The sequence below is a fragment of the Laceyella putida genome, from assembly GCF_042665195.1.
Lineage (GTDB): Bacteria > Bacillota > Bacilli > Thermoactinomycetales > Thermoactinomycetaceae > Laceyella > Laceyella putida.
This window is the reverse complement of sequence record NZ_JBHTBW010000006.1, coordinates 13,902-30,201: the sequence shown is the minus strand read 5'-3', so window position 1 is coordinate 30,201 and position 16,300 is coordinate 13,902. Positions and strand designations below refer to the sequence as shown.

General features: G+C 50.0%; 14 protein-coding genes, 1 tRNA gene, 1 rRNA gene, 1 other RNA gene, 1 pseudogene and 1 riboswitch. Of the genes and pseudogenes, 16 read left to right on the top strand and 2 right to left on the bottom strand.

The window, feature by feature from the left end:
• The first annotated feature begins 13 nt into the window (after positions 1 to 13).
• The 8 genes from eno to ACFQNG_RS01840 all read left to right on the top strand — a co-directional run bounded on the left by eno (position 14) and on the right by ACFQNG_RS01840 (position 6,827).
• Positions 14 to 1,300, top strand: coding sequence for a phosphopyruvate hydratase (gene eno / locus ACFQNG_RS01875; RefSeq protein ID WP_379863113.1), 1,287 nt, complete (start codon positions 14 to 16; stop codon positions 1,298 to 1,300).
• Between the two features lie 193 nt (positions 1,301 to 1,493).
• Positions 1,494 to 1,727, top strand: a complete 234-nt coding sequence (secG, locus tag ACFQNG_RS01870; protein ID WP_379863112.1) for a preprotein translocase subunit SecG — start codon at positions 1,494 to 1,496, stop codon at positions 1,725 to 1,727.
• Positions 1,728 to 1,833: 106 nt separating this feature from the next.
• A 5S ribosomal RNA gene (gene rrf, locus ACFQNG_RS01865) occupies positions 1,834 to 1,948 on the top strand.
• Between the two features lie 451 nt (positions 1,949 to 2,399).
• Complete coding sequence (locus ACFQNG_RS01860) at positions 2,400 to 3,146, top strand: alpha/beta hydrolase (RefSeq protein WP_379863110.1); 747 nt, start codon at positions 2,400 to 2,402, stop codon at positions 3,144 to 3,146.
• A gap of 60 nt (positions 3,147 to 3,206) precedes the next feature.
• Positions 3,207 to 5,528, top strand: coding sequence for a ribonuclease R (gene rnr / locus ACFQNG_RS01855; protein ID WP_379863109.1), 2,322 nt, complete (start codon positions 3,207 to 3,209; stop codon positions 5,526 to 5,528).
• 282 nt (positions 5,529 to 5,810) lie between these two features.
• On the top strand, positions 5,811 to 6,278 hold the full coding sequence (gene smpB, locus ACFQNG_RS01850) for an SsrA-binding protein SmpB (protein WP_379863107.1): 468 nt from the start codon (positions 5,811 to 5,813) through the stop codon (positions 6,276 to 6,278).
• Between the two features lie 93 nt (positions 6,279 to 6,371).
• Positions 6,372 to 6,736, top strand: a transfer-messenger RNA (tmRNA) gene (gene ssrA / locus ACFQNG_RS01845).
• Positions 6,737 to 6,751: 15 nt separating this feature from the next.
• Positions 6,752 to 6,827 (top strand) — tRNA-Thr (locus tag ACFQNG_RS01840).
• A gap of 335 nt (positions 6,828 to 7,162) precedes the next feature.
• Here ACFQNG_RS01840 and ACFQNG_RS01835 read toward each other — a convergent pair.
• On the bottom strand, positions 7,163 to 7,966 hold the full coding sequence (locus tag ACFQNG_RS01835) for a tetratricopeptide repeat protein (protein ID WP_379863106.1): 804 nt from the start codon (positions 7,964 to 7,966) through the stop codon (positions 7,163 to 7,165).
• 483 nt (positions 7,967 to 8,449) lie between these two features.
• Here ACFQNG_RS01835 and ACFQNG_RS01830 point away from each other — a divergent pair.
• Both ACFQNG_RS01830 and ACFQNG_RS01825 read left to right on the top strand, forming a co-directional pair.
• Positions 8,450 to 9,563 (top strand): annotated as a pseudogene (locus ACFQNG_RS01830) (DUF3880 domain-containing protein).
• Between the two features lie 38 nt (positions 9,564 to 9,601).
• Positions 9,602 to 9,754, top strand: a complete 153-nt coding sequence (locus ACFQNG_RS01825) for a hypothetical protein (protein ID WP_379863104.1) — start codon at positions 9,602 to 9,604, stop codon at positions 9,752 to 9,754.
• Positions 9,755 to 9,980: 226 nt separating this feature from the next.
• On the opposite strand, the gene ACFQNG_RS01820 is transcribed toward ACFQNG_RS01825, so the two are convergent.
• Positions 9,981 to 10,298, bottom strand: a complete 318-nt coding sequence (locus ACFQNG_RS01820; RefSeq protein ID WP_379863103.1) for a YmaF family protein — start codon at positions 10,296 to 10,298, stop codon at positions 9,981 to 9,983.
• A 283-nt stretch (positions 10,299 to 10,581) separates the two neighbouring features.
• On the opposite strand from ACFQNG_RS01820, the gene ACFQNG_RS01815 reads away from it, so the two are divergent.
• From ACFQNG_RS01815 to ACFQNG_RS01790, 6 genes are all read left to right on the top strand, one after another.
• Positions 10,582 to 10,791 (top strand): hypothetical protein, encoded by a 210-nt coding sequence (locus ACFQNG_RS01815; protein WP_379863102.1) that lies wholly within the window; start codon positions 10,582 to 10,584, stop codon positions 10,789 to 10,791.
• A gap of 128 nt (positions 10,792 to 10,919) precedes the next feature.
• A riboswitch (cyclic di-AMP (ydaO/yuaA leader) is annotated at positions 10,920 to 11,084 on the top strand.
• A gap of 140 nt (positions 11,085 to 11,224) precedes the next feature.
• Positions 11,225 to 12,364 (top strand): ABC transporter ATP-binding protein, encoded by a 1,140-nt coding sequence (locus tag ACFQNG_RS01810; protein ID WP_379863101.1) that lies wholly within the window; start codon positions 11,225 to 11,227, stop codon positions 12,362 to 12,364.
• 20 nt (positions 12,365 to 12,384) lie between these two features.
• Positions 12,385 to 12,996, top strand: a complete 612-nt coding sequence (locus ACFQNG_RS01805) for an ABC transporter permease (RefSeq protein ID WP_379863464.1) — start codon at positions 12,385 to 12,387, stop codon at positions 12,994 to 12,996.
• A 59-nt stretch (positions 12,997 to 13,055) separates the two neighbouring features.
• Complete coding sequence (locus ACFQNG_RS01800; RefSeq protein WP_379863099.1) at positions 13,056 to 13,961, top strand: ABC transporter substrate-binding protein; 906 nt, start codon at positions 13,056 to 13,058, stop codon at positions 13,959 to 13,961.
• Positions 13,962 to 14,185: 224 nt separating this feature from the next.
• Positions 14,186 to 15,403 (top strand): Tm-1-like ATP-binding domain-containing protein, encoded by a 1,218-nt coding sequence (locus tag ACFQNG_RS01795; protein ID WP_379863098.1) that lies wholly within the window; start codon positions 14,186 to 14,188, stop codon positions 15,401 to 15,403.
• A gap of 15 nt (positions 15,404 to 15,418) precedes the next feature.
• Entirely contained in the window at positions 15,419 to 16,255 is an 837-nt protein-coding gene (locus ACFQNG_RS01790; RefSeq protein WP_379863097.1) for a phosphoenolpyruvate hydrolase family protein, read from the top strand.
• Positions 16,256 to 16,300: the final 45 nt, after the last annotated feature.

Sequence of the window (16,300 nt, the reverse complement as noted above, 5' to 3'; positions counted from 1 at the left end):
AGAGGGAAATGCCATGACGACCATTATCGATGTGTATGCACGCGAAGTGCTGGACTCCCGTGGGAATCCGACTGTAGAAGTAGAAGTGGTGCTTGAATCCGGTTCCGTTGGCCGTGCGATTGTTCCATCCGGCGCTTCCACCGGTGCTTATGAAGCGGTGGAATTGCGTGACGGCGACAAAGAGCGTTACCTTGGCAAAGGCGTGCTCAAAGCGGTGCAAAACGTAAACGACGTGATCGCGCCCCATATCGAAGGCATGGATGCGCTGGATCAAGTGGCGATCGACCATGCGTTGATCGAACTTGACGGCACACCGAACAAAGGCAACTTGGGCGCCAACGCGATTCTGGGTGTTTCCATGGCGGTGGCGCATGCGGCTGCGGACGCGCTGGGCTTGCCGCTCTACCTCTACTTGGGCGGATTCAATGCGAAGGCCATGCCGGTTCCGATGATGAACATCTTAAACGGCGGCGCTCATGCGGACAACAACGTGGATATCCAAGAATTCATGGTCATGCCCGTCGGCGCGGAAAATATGCGCGAAGCGATCCGCATGGGCTCGGAGATCTTCCACAACCTGAAATCGGTATTGAAATCCAAAGGATATGCCACGGGTGTGGGTGACGAAGGCGGTTTCGCACCAAACCTGAAATCCAACGAAGAAGCCCTCTCTACCATCGTGGAAGCGATTGAAAAAGCGGGTTACAAACCGGGCGTTGATGTCATGCTGGCTCTGGACGTGGCTTCCACCGAAATGTACAAAGACGGCAAATACCACTTCGAAGGCGAAGGCATTACCCGCACTTCCGCTGAAATGATCAACTTCTACGAAGAACTGACCAGCAAATACCCAATCATCTCCATCGAAGACGGTTTGGCTGAAGATGACTGGGAAGGTTGGAAGCAATTGACCGAGCGTCTGGGCAAAAAAGTCCAACTCGTCGGCGATGACCTGTTCGTGACCAACACCGAACGCCTCGCCCAAGGGATCGAAAAAGGCGTGGGTAACTCGATCTTGGTGAAAGTGAACCAAATCGGCACCCTGACCGAGACCTTCGATGCGATTGAAATGGCGAAGCGTGCCGGATACACTGCCGTGATCTCCCACCGCTCCGGAGAGTCGGAAGACACCACCATCGCTGACATCGCTGTGGCGACTGGCGCCGGCCAAATCAAAACCGGCGCGCCATCCCGCACCGACCGTGTGGCCAAATACAACCAATTGATCCGCATCGAAGACCAATTGGGACACACCGCCCAATACCCGGGCCGCACCGCTTTCTACAACCTGCGCGGGTAAGTTGGAACATAAACGAAAAGGCTCCGTATGGGGCCTTTTTTCTTTACCATGGGTGTGCCGTGCAAAGAAGCTCAAACTGGGTGAAGGAATGGAAGAAGAACGGGGATAAGACATCCCCCTTTTTCTCCATTGAAAACGACGGTTAAATGTGTTACAGTCAATGCAGTGGAATAGAAGCAAGGAGGGGACATTTGTGGAACTCGCATCAAAAATTGTCCTTGCTGTCATCAGCTTGATTCTCATCGTTGCGGTATTGCTTCAATCCGGTAAGAGCGCAGGCTTGTCCGGTACCATTGCTGGTGGAGCGGAACATATGATGGGAAAAGCAAAAGCGCGCGGATTTGATGCTTTTCTGGGTAAAGCAACGGCTGTGCTGGCATTCCTGTTCATGGTGATGGCACTCGTGGTTGGATATTTCGTAAAATAAAGCGTGCAGCCGATGTTTCTGGTCGGCTGTTTGTTTTAGGGAGAAAAATTTTAAAAAACCTCTTGCGTTTTTCTCTCATGCCTGCTATTATAATAAACGTAAGATGTCTGGTGATGATGGCGGAGGGGATCCACCCGTTCCCATACCGAACACGGAAGTTAAGCCCTCCAGCGCCGATGGTACTTGGGCCTAAGCCCTGGGAGAGTAGGTCGTTGCCAGGCCAAAGAAGAGTCACTCGTGAGGGTGGCTCTTTTTTTATATCATTTTTGTTAAACGCGAAAACGCTTCAAGAACGGAGAAGTTCCGCTCTGAAGCGTTTTTTCAGTCGTCGGGTCAACTGCCATGGCCCAAGGATTGTTTGACTAGGCGAGGATGTTCGGTTAACCGGCCGAATCTTTCAGGTCCGATGGTTGGTAGTGCTGGGCCAAAGCGACAATCATGCTGCCCATCCGTTCTTCCGTCGGCACCACGACCCTTGCCAAAAAAATTTTTGCCTCTCCCTGCGCAACCAGGATTAGGCATTAATTTCTAAAGGGAAATGGGTAATTTCTATAATGGAAAGAGTTTCGATATCGGCGTGCGATTCAGGCAAGTGTTGCAAATTGTTGACGGTGTGCTATCGTTAAAATGATCTGGAAATATACTTGCAAATGGACGGGTGGGGAACGTCAAATGAAGACTGTACAAAGATCTCCAGAACCTTTTTTTTATCCGGGGGGAAAAACGGGCATTCTACTCTTACACGGTTTTACTGGGACACCTTCTGAGTTAAGGCCGATGGGGCAATATTTCAAGGATCAGGGCTATACCGTCTTTGCGCCCTTATTGGCGGGACATGGCACCAGCCCTGAGGAGATGGAGCAAACAACCTGGCGTGACTGGTGGCAAAGTGTTCTGGATGCATATGATAAGCTGCGGGCGGAGAAACTGGAGAGGTTGTACGTGGCGGGATTATCGATGGGGGGGTGCCTCTCCCTGGCGTTGGCGGCGCAAAGGCCGGTGGATGGTGTGATCCCGATGTGCGCGCCCATTTATATCCGTGACCGGCGGGCCTTGTTGGCCAATGTGTTGTCCCTCTTTATTCGCTATAAAAAGAGAACGACCCATCGCGACCCGGAGATTGAAGCTTATTTGTGCCCGTATGATCGGACACCGATCAAATGCGTGGCCGAATTGACGCGGCTGATTCGCCATGTCAAAGGGTTGTTGGCGGAAGTGAAGGTGCCTGCGCTGATTATCCAAGCGGGCAAAGATGAATTGATTCTGGAGAAAAGCGCCGATTACATCTATGAAAACATCTCGTCAACCGATAAGAAGGTGTCTTGGTATGAGAAATCGACCCACATCATCACGGTGGACCGCGAGCGCAAAGAGTTATTTAAAGAAATAGAGCAATTTATCAGGGAACGATCGTCCTAGACGAAAGTGAGGTGGCAGTCTGCTCTTTAGGAGGCAAGGTTCCTGGAGGCAGGTGAAGCGATGTTGACAGAACAACAGATTTGGCAGTTTATGTTGGAGCAAGCCTATAAACCGCTCACCCTAACTGAATTGATTGATGAATTTCAGGTGGCGGAAGCGGAGCGGGAGGCGTTTGCCCAGCTCTTGAACGAGATGGAAGCGGACGGGAAAATCGTCCAGACGCGCACCAAACGGTATGGGGTGCCGGAACGGTTCAACTTGGTGCGGGGAACATTGCAAGGGAGTTCCAAAGGATTTGGGTTCGTCATCCCGGATACGCCCGGCAAACCGGATATCTACATTCATCTCAATGACATGAACGGCGCCATGGACGGCGATTTGGTTTTGGCGCGGATTCACAAAAGCAAGACGGAGAATCGCCGTCCGGAAGGGGAAATCGTCCGCGTCTTGAAGCGGAAACGGGATAAGATCGTCGGTACGTTTGCCCGATTGTCTTCTCATTTTGGATTCGTCATCCCTGACGATAAACGCATCGCCGCAGACATCTTTATCGCACCCGAATTGCAGATGGATGCCCGCGACGGCCAGAAAGTCGTGGTGAAATTGCACCAAATCACCGGACGCCACTCAGCTGAAGGGGAAATCATTGAGATTCTTGGCCATCGCAATGATCCCGGTGTCGATATTTTGTCCATCATTCGGAAACACGGGTTGCCCGAGGCGTTCCCCGAGGCCGTGATCGCCGAGGCGGAAGCCATTCCGGAAACCATCAGCGAAGAAGATCTGAAAGGGCGGCGGGATTTGCGCGATCGTCCCATGGTCACGATCGACGGCGAAGATGCCAAAGACCTGGACGATGCGGTGTCCGTTGAACGCCTGCCCAATGGCAATGTGCGCTTGGGTGTGCATATCGCCGATGTCAGTTATTATGTCAGGGAAGGTTCCGCCCTGGACCGGGAAGCGTATGAGCGGGGATGCAGCGTGTACCTCGTCGACCGCGTCATCCCGATGCTTCCCAAGCGTTTGTCCAACGGCATCTGCAGCTTGAATCCGCAAGTGGATCGGCTCACCATGACCTGTGACATGGAAATCGATCCCGCCGGGGAAGTGGTGGCTTACGATATCTACCCCAGCGTGATCAAAACCAAGGAACGGATGACCTATTCCAATGTGAAGAAGATTGTCGTCGATGAAGACCCGGAGTTGATCGAGCGATACAAGCCGCTCGTCGATGACTTCCGTTTGATGGCCGACTTGGCGATGACGTTGCGGAAGCGGCGCCTCAGACGGGGGGCGATCGATTTCAACTTCACCGAGGCCAAAATCATCGTCGATGAGAAAGGGAAACCGGTGGATGTGGTCAAACGGCCCCGCACCATTGCCGAGCAACTGATTGAAGAGTTCATGCTGAAGGCCAACGAAACGGTGGCTGAGCATTTCTGCAACCTGCAAGTGCCGTTTGTCTATCGGATTCACGAAAATCCGGATGCCGAGAAACTGAAGAACTTCTATGAGTTCATCACCAGCTTCGGCTACTCGGTGAAGGGGAAACCGGATCAAGTCCGTCCGCATGCTTTGCAAAGCTTGCTGGAGAAAATCTCCGGCAAACCGGAAGAGCATGTGATCAGCACCGTTTTGTTGCGGTCGATGAAGCAGGCCAAGTATTCGGCGGACAATTTGGGGCATTTCGGCTTGGCGGCGCCGTTCTATTCGCACTTCACCTCGCCGATCCGCCGGTATCCCGACTTGCTGATCCATCGCATCATCCGCGAAGTGTTGGAGCAAGGGAGCTTATCCGTTGAGCGGATCGACCAGCTGAATGCCTACTTGCCGGATGCGGCCCAACAATCGTCCATCCGTGAACGGATCGCGGTCGATGCCGAGCGGGAGACCAACGACCTCAAAGCGGCTGAGTTCATGATGGATAAGGTGGGGGAGGAGTATGAGGGCATCATCTCCAGCGTCACCTCATTCGGCATCTTCGTCGAGCTGGAAAACACGATTGAAGGGTTGATCCATGTCAGCTTCCTGACGGACGATTATTATCGCTACGATGAATCCCATTACTGCCTCATCGGAGAACGGACGGGACGCATCTTCCGCATTGGGGATCGCGTGCGCATCCGGGTCAGCGGCGTCAACATCGATGAGCGCAAAGTCGACTTTGAACTGTTGGAGCATTTCTCGGATGAGCGCTTTGAACGTCCCGTTAAAGGGAAGAAGAAGAAATTCAAACGCAACCGGGACGCTGACGCCGCCAAAGGCAAAAAAGGCAAGCTCCATGAAGTGAAACGGGAAGACTTCGCCAAGAAAAGCGACGACAAGAAGAAGGCGAAGAAGAAAAAGAAGAAGACCTATCGCAATAAAAGCAAAAAGAAATGAACCCTGCCGATGTGGGGTTCTTAGGATAAGTACAAACCCTTGAGGAGGGAGATTTTTGAAAGCGGAGCCACTTCCCGATAAAGCGACCAAGGAACGCAGACTCAAAAATTGACCCCAGAGCCACTTGTCAGCAAGCTCTGAAAATGGGGCAGAGGAGCCGCAGGGAATCCTTTGCCCTTTATCCTTTGCTTTTGCTTTGCTTAAAAGCGGGGGCGTTGACTACTTGCCAGATTCTGTGATAAAATGTACAATGCACGATTTTTACGGGTTGAGGTGAAAACGATGGGAAGCAAAGCATCCAAAATTATCGCCAAGAATAAAAAAGCGTATCATGATTATCATATAGAAGAAACGTTTGAAGCTGGCATCGTTCTCACCGGAACGGAGATCAAGTCGATCCGCCAGGGCAAGGTGCAACTCAAGGACAGCTACGCCCGCATCGACAAGGGGGAAATCTTCATCGTCGGGATGCACATCAGCCCCTTCGAAAAAGGAAACCGGTTTAACGTGGACCCCACCCGCACCCGTAAGTTGTTGATGCACAAGCGTGAGATCGACAAGCTGTTGGGCACCACCAAGGTGAAAGGCTTGACCCTGGTACCGCTCGACGTGCATCTGAAAAACGGATTCGCCAAGATCCAACTCGGCCTGGCCCGCGGGAAGAAGCTGCATGACAAACGGGCAACCGAAGCCAAGCGCGAAGCCGATCGCATGATTCAACGCCGGTTGAAAGAACAAAACATGCGATAAAAAAATTGAAAAAAACTCTTGCTAATCTTTCTATACCCTGCTATAATTTAAAACTGTGATCGATGAATTTCGCTCGACAAACGGTTGAATCTCGGGGGCGTTCTTGGGATTCGACGGGGATAGTTCGAGCGTCAGTAGCGAGCCGAGGGGTTGCGTCTCTCGTTAAACACGCAAATGCCAAAATGTAACTGGCAAAAACGAAAACCTTGCTCTGGCTGCTTAATTAAGCGACCAGGATCCGCTTCTCCATCGCCCATGTGGAGCTGCCGGGTCTCATAACTTAGTGGGCTAGCTGACTGATCGGCCACTGGTCGGAAGGCGAATCCTTAGTGGCTAGTCTCTATGAACGCCTGTCACTGGGCAGTCACAGGGGCGAACACTCAGTACAGTGACTGCGCTCGGAGAAGCTGGCGTGGCGATGTCTTCGGACAGCGGTTCGACTCCGCTCGCCTCCACCAGAATCAAATCAATATGCTGATGTAGCTCAGCTGGTAGAGCACTTCACTCGTAATGAAGGGGTCGCAGGTTCGAATCCTGTCATCAGCACCAAACAAAAGCCCGAGATTCCGGGCTTTTTTCGTGTGTAAAAAATGGATATAGGCCATTAGAAAGCGATCTTCTAATGAATTTCTAACGTTAGTCTGCTAAAGTGTTTTTTGATCTGAATTTTCCAATTGAGGAGCTGTCTTTTGGGGGCGTTGGAACTGAACTGGGGAACGGCATCGAAACCGTGAGGAGAAGGATGAACGGTGAGTGATTTGTATTGATGGAGCCGTTGTCTATGTGCACCATAAATCTCAAGTGAACTCGGTTCCAGTTTTTTCGGAAGCCGCATCTATGCTTCTTGGTGTACCCATTTGAAGCGACTTTGGCAGTGGTGTTGGTCATGATTTTATGGCATTATGCATGATCACTTTTTTCTTGATTTCCTCTTTGTAATGATGTTGATCTTCAGTGCTCAAGTTGCTCCAATCAATCAGTGTTTCTATTGATGTTACAAGTTCGGGATGATACTCCATCATCTTTTCAAAGTTCGTGAGCGCCCGTGTTTGCTGTTCTGACTTCATCAGCCAGTTGATCAACTCAACCCAAGCGTCAGAGTGTTCCGGGTATTTGGCTATATGTCGGTTCATTAAATCCATTGCGGCTTCCCTGTTCCGTATTTTATGGTGAGCTTCAAATTCGTTCCAGTTGATTTTCGCCTTATAATAATTTGATCGCCATAAGTTGGGGTATATGTTTTGGGCCGTATTGATCATCTTGATTCTGTCGGTGTAATCAAGATCGTCATTTTTTCCCAAGATGCTGGGTTCCAACATCAACTGGAGGGCTTTGATCTTTTGGGAAGTGGTCTCTTGGAGTTTTTGAATTTGTTGTTGGGTCTGTTCCTGTTGGGGGATAATGCTGTTGAAGTGGACTTTGACTTCTTCTTTTACCATTTGGGGGACTTTCGTGGATTGATAGTATCCAAAGATAGTAAAGGCCAGTCCACTGATCGTTCCGAGTGTGGCCAGCAATGTCAGGAAATAATTCATATAAGCAATGACATTGGAAAGATATCCGTCGTCTTTATTGTGCAAGATGGGATTCAAATCTTGGTTGTACGGCAACACGAATATTCCGATAATTAGAATCTGACAAATGAACACAGAAGTTGTGGTTATCATCACCTTTCTCTTGCTTTTCACTTTTCTTCCCCCTCATCTGTGTTGTCCGTAAAGAGGGCTATTTTTATTTTCACATTCTATTTTCGGGTTTTTCTCGTCACAATGAAAAATACGCCCTCAATATAAAAACAACATAACATCTACTATTTAATACCAATCAGTTCGCTTGTAAATGATTTGACCAACACAACTTGCGCATATACATACAGACCGGTCTGTATGTATATTATAATATGAATTTTAATAAAAGTATACACTTTTCGTTAATTTTGTGGGAAAAATCGTATATTTTAAATTTGTTGATTTAGATTGATGAATCTGGCGCTTCCTTTGGTTTGGGGGGATTGTTTTTACTAATACCCAACATTTATTTTTGCACCAGCATTTTATCTATTTCCATCTTGGATTTTCAATGAGCTTTGTAAGGGACTGGTACCGCGACACAAAAGTTTCCCTGTTCATACTATGGTTTAAGACTGATATAAAGAGAGGAAGTGAAAAGAGTTGAACATTCTCTTTCTGGAGAGTCACCCGATCTGGATCTACGGTTTGCCAAACGGTTTTAAGGATGCGGGGCATACGGCTATCGTTTCCGGACCCCTTCAAAGAAACAGTATTTTAGATATGATCGATGAATTCCAACCGGATCTTTTGGTCTCCATGGGATGGACACATGAACATACGAAGGAAAAGCAATTATGGATTCATCACGCTGCCGAAAAATCAAAAATACCACTAGTCTTTGGGCAACGGAAGATCCGCTGCATACAGAAAAATTTTCCCTCCCATTAATTAAACGAATGAAGCCGGACTTTGTGTTCACGGTTACGCCGTCTATGTGCAAATTCTACAGGAAACAAGGTGTCAAAGCGGCACATTTAGATTTTGCATACCATAAGCGTGTCCATCACCAAGTTAAACCGGTGGATAAATATCGCTGTGATATAGCGGTTGTGGCAAATGCATATCCTGCATTTCTAAGAAAAAAACCGGATGTGTTCCGCGTATCTTCATTGCAAACGCTCATTTCCCCTCTCATACGCAATAACATCCGCATTGATTTTTGGGGAGCCAATTGGGAATATATGAGGGAGTTTATTGGGAAACAAATCCCCCGTAAATGGATGCACGGATATGTGGATTATACAGAAGCAAACAAAATCTATAGCTCAGCCAAAATCGTCATTGGCCTGCAAAACTGCACAGATCAATTGACACAGCGGACTTATGAAATTCTCGGTTCAGGAGGATTCTTGCTGACATCAGACACCCCCGCTGTTCGTAATAAATTTCAACCAATAAGAGAGAGCAAATGAAGAGATTTGGCAAAGAAGCGGTAAAAAGCGACACCTATCGGCATAGAGCGGAACAAATGTTGAGGGTGTTGAGAAAGGAAGGCATTTTAGTGAAAATGCACAGATCACCCCGGAGAGGGAAAATGATCCATTATACGGATTTTATCAAAGAGAAATTCACGATCCACGTGGTGAAACAAGGGGATACACTATGGAGTATTTCTCAAAAATATGACGTTCCAATGAAACGAATCATGAAACTCAACAACTTGCAAACAGGTCGCATTTATACGGGACAAATGATAAAAATTGGAGAAAAATAACAGATTTATTCATTGTGACTGTGATACTTTCACTGCTTATGAACTATAAAAAGTCAACCGGTTGTCGGATGGCGCGCATTGGGGCCGCGTTTGGGATGGAGGTCGTCGCATGGAGCCCGAATTTGACCCAAGAGAGGGCCGATGCCGCAGGAGCGCGTCTGGCCGGCTCACCCATTCGGAAGCTGTCCTGAAACGATGGCACCACGTCACGCGGCAGCTTGGCATCATCCGAACGTAAATCCCAATGGTGAGCGTGATGTGGATGCATTCGCATCTCAGAAGGAGAAAAAGATTAAAGACCATGAGGATCCCCCAAGGTCTTTGGATATCTGGCAATTTCATATTAGGTATGGAAGAGAGATGCAAATAGAATGTTTGAAAGCACAGAGTGTTCTTTCATCGCCATAATCGTTCCAACTATACAAGGGGGCGGTCAATAAGCGTAGTAAACACGAATCTGTGAACATGACCGTCATCGACTGTAGTGACTCCCCTTACTAAATGTACGTGTTTTCCCTTGCCGACAGGTATGGCCGGGCCTGTTTTTATAACGAGTTTGTGATGATGGTCAAGAAAGTCCGTATTCACCGTTATAGTGTGAATGTGATTTCCCCCTTTTAATGGGATCGCTTCACTGGTAACTCCGGCAAATCGGTGATTGTGTCTGTCTTGACCTTGTTCGGCTAGTTTTGTGCTGCCTAAAAATTCATGAGTATGTCTTTGTTGTCGACTCATCATTTACCTCCGTATCATTTTTTTTGAATTTGTTCCATGATTGATGACAGTATATGGATGCGACGTTATATCTGTTCTTGTACGTGGGATTTTTGTGTATCTGCCTATCGGACCATTGGCAAGTTTGACCAGAAAAAATCAAGACGTACAAGTAGACAGCGACGGTGGAAGGAGCGGGGACGGGATGGGGGGCTATGGTGGGGGCCGCCGGCAATTCTATCGCATGCGCATTCTCCGGGTTCGGTGATTCCGTCTTTGTCTCCTGGATGACCCCTTGCTATCCATGGGGCCGATGGTTGGTGACATTGGCGAGGAGGTGAACTGTGTCCAAGGCTCCCGATGCCTTTCCTTTTATGGCTTCCCATGCTTAAGCCGGAAAAAGGAAGCGCAGGGTGAAACCTTCGTGGATCGCCAATGCGGACGGGCGACAAGCCAATGGGGGATGAAGCCCACTTCCGGCATTTTGCCAAATCCCGAGACCGACCGGGCATGAGTCTCCCACCGCATAAATGAAACGATTTCGGTTCATGTACAATTTCGAAAGTGCTTTATCCGATTTTGCAATAACATCGATTTATGTTATAATACTAAAAATTCATCAACTCTACCCCTTGATAACAGTCATAGGAAGGGCCGAGTTCTGCAAGCCCATGGGGCGTTGCGGAAGCGGGGGAACCAAAGTTTGGGGTGAATGGCTTGTGTTGTGCCAGCAACACGGCTTAGGCGGGGAAAATGGGAACCCGCCGAATCCGACAGCTAACTTCGTAGGCGAATCAATATGATTGTTATGCACTTTTCCTTTTCCCCAAAGCGCAGTGGATCATATCGCAAAGTATGAGGGAGCTATCATTCCCTTATTTCCGAGTGTTGAGCTCGGTTTTACCTTCGATTGTCTCGGGGGCGAGAAAAAATAGAAAGGAGAGCAAATGACAAATACAGCGATTCAATTTATTGAAGTGTCCAAATCATATGAAAAAAATCCGATTGTGAGAAACCTTAACCTCCAGATTCCCAAAGGCAAGCTGGTGACGTTGATCGGGCCGTCGGGTTGCGGGAAGACAACCACGTTGAAGATGATCAATCGGCTCATTGAGCCCACAACCGGACGCATCACCGTAAACGGTGAGGATATCAACCGGGTGAATGCGGTGGAATTGCGGCGTCAGATCGGTTACGTCATTCAACAAATCGGCTTGTTTCCGCACATGACGATTGAAGAGAACATTACCCTGGTGCCAAAGCTCAAAAAAGAGGACTCTACCACTTTCAGAAAGAGGGTGGAGGAACTCCTCGACTTGGTGGGGATGGATCCGGCCCGGTTCCGCTCAAGGTATCCCCGCGAGCTGTCGGGCGGGCAGCAACAGCGCATCGGTGTGGCCCGGGCCCTGGCGGCGGACCCATCCATCATCTTGATGGATGAGCCGTTCAGCGCATTGGACCCCATCAGCCGGGAACAGCTTCAAGATGAGCTGGTCAAGTTGCAAAACACGTTGCACAAAACGATTGTGTTTGTCACGCATGACATGGATGAAGCCTTAAAGATCGCCGACGAAATCGTGCTGATGAAAGAGGGGGTGATTGTCCAGCGGGATGTGCCGGACCAAATCCTTCGCCACCCGAAGAACGAATTTGTCAGGGAGTTTGTCGGGGAAAAGCGCTTTATTCATTCCTCGCTGTTGTCCAAGGCAAAGGATGCGCTCACCAAGGCGATCACCGTCTCGCCGATGCGCGGACTTGCGGAATGCATTCAACTCATGAGGCGCCACCAGGTCAATGGCTTGATCGTGACCGATCAGCAAGGGCGTTATTTGGGCGTGATCGGCGCGAATGAGATTTATGCCCATTACAACAATGAAGGGCTGAAAGCGAAAGATGTCATGTCCAAGGATGTGGAACCCATCCATTCCGAAACCCCCATGCAGGACGTGTTGCCCCTGTTGAACGGACGGGAGCGGGGCTTCATACCGGTTACCGACCAAACCGGCAAGCTGGTGGGTGTCGTCACGAGGGCGAGTGTTCTCAATGTCCTTGCGGATACCCTGATGGAGGAGGCTGAGGGGGCTTGAATTTGTTCATTGAATCGTTGATGAATAATTGGGAGGACCTTCTTGCCGCATTAGGGGAACACATCTACTTGTCGCTGATTGCCATCATCATCGGTTGCATGGTCGCCATCCCCGTCGGCGTGGTCATTACGAGACATGAGCGGTTGGCCAAGGTCGCCCTGATGATCGCTTCCGTCATCCAGACCATTCCCAGTTTGGCTTTGCTCGGTTTCTTGATCCCCATTTTTGGGATCGGCACCGTTCCCGCGATTGTGGCGCTGACGCTGTACGCGCTGCTTCCCATCATGCGGAACACGTATACGGGCATCAAAAATGTGGATCAGGCATTGATTGAATCTGCCATCGGGATGGGGATGACGAAACGACAGATTTTATGGATGGTGGAGCTTCCGCTTGCCAGGCAAGTCATCATGGCGGGGGTTCGCACGGCCACGGTGTTGACGATTGGCGTAGCCACTTTGGCCACTTTCATCGGCGCGGGCGGGCTCGGGGATATCATCATGCGCGGAATCAGCATGATCGATGCACCGACCATTTTGGTGGGAGCCATACCGGCGGCCCTGCTTGCCATTCTCTTTGATTATGGATTGCATGGGTTGGACCGTCTGTTCACGCCCAAAGGGATGAGATGAATCGGATCAATAGCCAAAAGGAGTCGATGTGATTGATATGCAAAAAAAGAGCTGTCTCGATGCCAAAGCGTCCACTTAAAGCGGCGTTGGTCATATTGGTGACACTGGCGCTGACGGTGGGTCTGTTGGGGTGCAATGTCAATGCCTCTTCCGATACCGTAGTCGTGGGCGGCAAAGATTTCACGGAGCAGGACATCATGGCGGACATGATCACGCTCTTGATCGAACAGGACACGGATCTGAAAGTGAAGAAGAAAACGTGGCTGAACAGCAATGTGATATGGAATTCAATGAAAAACGGCAACATTGACATTTATGTGGAATATACGGGAACGGGCTTGGTGAACATCTTGAAACAGAAGGCCGTCTCCGATCCGCAACAGGCATATGATCTCGTGAAAAATGAATTCAAGGGAAAGTATGATGTCACTTGGCTGCAACCGATCGGTTTCAACAACACGTATGCCATGGCGATGCGCAGGTCAGAAGCGAAGAAGTTGAACATCGCTTCGATTTCCGATTTGGCCAAGCAGTCACCCAATCTCATACTGGGGTCCGAGCAAGACTTCATGATACGCGAAGACACGCTTCCCGCCATGAACAAGCTGTACGGAACCAAGTTCAAAAGCGTGAAATCGATGGAAATTGGCTTGAAATATAAAGCGATGGCCAACGGGAATGTGGATGTGATCGACGCCTTCTCGACGGATGGCAAAATCCCGGCCAATGACCTGGTGTTGCTGGAGGATGACAAGCATTTGTTCCCGCCGTATTATGCCGTTCCCATCATCCGGAATGAAGTCTTGAAGAAGCATCCGGAGTTGGAGAAGGTGATCAATCAATTGGCGAACAAAATCACTGATGAGGAGATGCAGAAATTAAATAAACAAGTGGACATCGAACACAAGAAATCTTTGGATGTCGCCAAAAAATGGATGCAAGACCAAGGTCTTCTCACCCGGTGATGAGAGTGTCTTGACAGTGTGACACAACCCTTGCAGAAAAGCGGGGTTGTGTTTTTTTCTTTTTCAGAAATCGCCATGGGGAAGCTTGTTTCTGCGGGAATGAAGCGGGTAGGATGCAAAAGCGCTCGCTGTTTAGAAAGGGATTGATGCGTAATTGCAGAAATATATATTTTGATTACATAATTAATTGTTTTCATTAATTATTTTCAGTGAGGGGGGTTATGATGGGTAAAACCATTGCGCTGATCGGGGCATTGGACACCAAAGGGGCGGATTACGCGTTTGTGAAGCGCGAGATAGAAAAACGCGGCCATTATGCACTCACCATCAATACCGGAGTGCTGGGTGAACCGCTGTTCGAACCGGATGTGCCCGCGGAACGGGTGTCCCTTGCGGGAGGGATGACTTTGGATGAACTTCGGCGGGAAAAGGACAAGTCCTTGGCCATGTCGGTCATGACCAGAGGGATCGCCAAGGTCGTGAAGGAGTTGTTTGACCAAGGGCTGATCGATGGCGGCTTGTCGATGGGAGGGTCCAACGGGACCATGATTGGGACATCGGGCCTGCGGGCGCTTCCAGTGGGGGTGCCCAAGGTGATGGTCAGCACCGTCGCCTCCGGGGATACGCAGCCGTATGTGGGCATCAGCGATATCGTCATGGTTCCGTCCATCTTGGATGTGGCGGGATTGAATCGCATCAGTGCCAAGATTTACGCCAATGCGGTCGGCATCATTGTCGGCATGGTGGAATCGGAAGTCCCCCCGATTGAAACCAAGCCGCTGATAACGGCATCCATGTTTGGCAACACCACCAAATTGATCAATCAATGCGCAACCCAATTGGAAGAGAACGGTTATGAAGTGCTCGTGTTCCATGCGACGGGGACGGGCGGCAAAACGATGGAATCGTTGATTGACCAAGGCTATATCACGGGTGTGTTGGATGTGACGACGACAGAGCTGGCCGATGAGCTGGTGGGCGGGGTACTGTCGGCGGGGCCCACCCGCATGGAGGCGGCCGCCAAATGGGCGTTGCCCCAAGTGATCGCTCCCGGTTGTCTGGATATGGTCAACTTCTGGGGGATGTCCACCGTTCCCGACAAATATCGAGATCGGTTGCTGTACTGTTGGAACGATAACATCACCCTGATGCGGACCACTCCGGAGGAAAACGCCAAGTTGGGTCGCTTGTTGGCTGAAAAGGCAAACCGCTCCAAGGGGGAAGTGGCGATTTTCCTCCCTCTGCAAGGCTTGTCTGAATTGGATGCCCCCGGCAGGGAATTTTGGTGGCCGGAAGCGGACCAGGCCTTGTTTGACGCCATCAGGCAATATGCCCGCAAAGATATCTCCATTTATGAGCTGGATTGCAACATCAATGATGCCATGTTTGCGCAGGCGGTCACGTCCAAACTTCTAGACATGCTTCAACACGAATACGAATAAAGGGGCTGAACGGTCATGCCATTTATACCGCGAACAGAATCTTTGCGTCGTTTGCGTGAGACTGTGGACAAGGGTTCCCCGATCATCGGGTGTGGGGCGGGAACGGGCATTTCCGCCAAATTCGCGGAACGGGGTGGAGCCGATCTCATCATTATTTATAATTCCGGCCGTTATCGGATGGCGGGACGCGGTTCATTGGCGGGGCTGATGCCTTATGGGGATGCCAACGGGATTGTGGTAGAGATGGCCAGCGAGGTGCTGCCCATTGTGCAAGACACCCCCGTGTTGGCCGGTGTCTGTGGAACGGATCCGTTTCGGCTGATGCCCGTGTTCCTGAAACAGTTGAAAGAAATGGGCTTTGACGGTGTGCAAAATTTCCCCACTGTCGGCTTGATTGACGGCACTTTCCGCCAAAACCTCGAGGAAACCGGGATGGGCTTCGATCTTGAAGTGGAGATGATCCGCTTGGCCCACGAGTTGGATATGTTGACATGCCCTTATGTGTTCAATGAAAAAGAGGGGGCGGCCATGGCAAAAGCGGGGGCCGATGTGTTGGTCGCCCATATGGGATTGACCACCAAAGGGGCGATAGGGGCGGAAACCGCACTGACGCTGGAGGAGTCGGCAGAGCGGATCCAGCGTATCCATGATGTGGCCAAAGAAGTGAATCCTGACATTTTGGTCTTGTGCCATGGCGGTCCCATCGCCGAACCGGCCGATGTGCAAACGATATTTTCTCTCACGCAAGGAATTGACGGCTTTTTCGGGGCTTCCAGCATGGAGCGTTTGCCAACGGAAGTCGGGATTCGTTCCCAGGTGGAAAACTTCAAATCTTTGATGAAGACGCAATGAGGCCATGGGATGGAAAGCCCCGCTCACCTTTAGAGAGCGGGGGCT